The organism is Alcanivorax sp. HI0044, assembly GCF_001634945.1.
In genome coordinates, this window is record NZ_LWEZ01000427.1 from 1 (window position 1) to 758 (window position 758).

At 53.3% G+C, this 758-nt stretch carries 2 protein-coding genes; both read right to left on the reverse strand.

Annotated features, from left to right (window positions below; all coding sequences use genetic code 11):
* Positions 1–278: CsgE family curli-type amyloid fiber assembly protein (locus A3730_RS05160; protein ID WP_197477305.1), on the reverse strand; the 278-nt coding region annotated here is incomplete at its 3' end.
* An 89-nt stretch (positions 279–367) separates the two neighbouring features.
* A partial coding sequence (locus A3730_RS05165; RefSeq protein ID WP_197477306.1) for a response regulator transcription factor occupies positions 368–758 on the reverse strand: 391 nt, incomplete at its 5' end.

Consider the following 758-nt stretch of genomic DNA (forward strand, 5'->3'; position numbering starts at 1 on the left):
GTATCCAGCACTTTCATGCGCCGGACCCTGAATTCAATGGATTGCACCATCTGCTGTACCCGAGCATCTTCCCAGTTGGACGCAAACGACAACACAAAGCGCTCCAGCGTCGTATCGTCCGATTTCACTGTAATAATGCTGCCACTGCGGGCGGAGGGTTGCTCATAAATGCTGATACTGAAAGGCGAATCGGGAAACAGGTAATGACGTTGATAGGCAAACTGCTGATAAAACCGTTTGCCGATAGGGGTAATCGTCTGATCGACAACCACCCCCATGTCTTTTTCATTCAGGGCGGCCGCTGTCCCGGAAAATGCGAGGAGACTGCAGATGAATGGCACCCACGCCAATCGCAGCCCACACACAGCTACTCTCCGCTCTCTTCCAGGTGGTTCTCATGCACCCAGCGCATCACACCCACCCGATTCTTCACGCCAACCTTCCGGTAAAGGCTTTGCAAATGAGCCTTCACCGTATGCGTACTCAGGCAAAGGGCATCAGCGATTTCATGGTTACTCATGCCACGCACCACATGATCCAGCATCTGCCGTTCACGACTGGTGAGGCTTTCAAAGACATGCCCGCAACGGGTTGGGGTTTTGCGGTGACGGACCAGGTAATCCATGTAGCTGCGCGGGAACCAGCTGCGCCCCTTGCAAACCACATCCAGCGCCTTGGAAATAAGGGCGTCGTTGTCCTGCTGATAAATAACGCCTTTAACCACCGGCCAGTTAAGCAGGAAAAAAATATTATCGCCC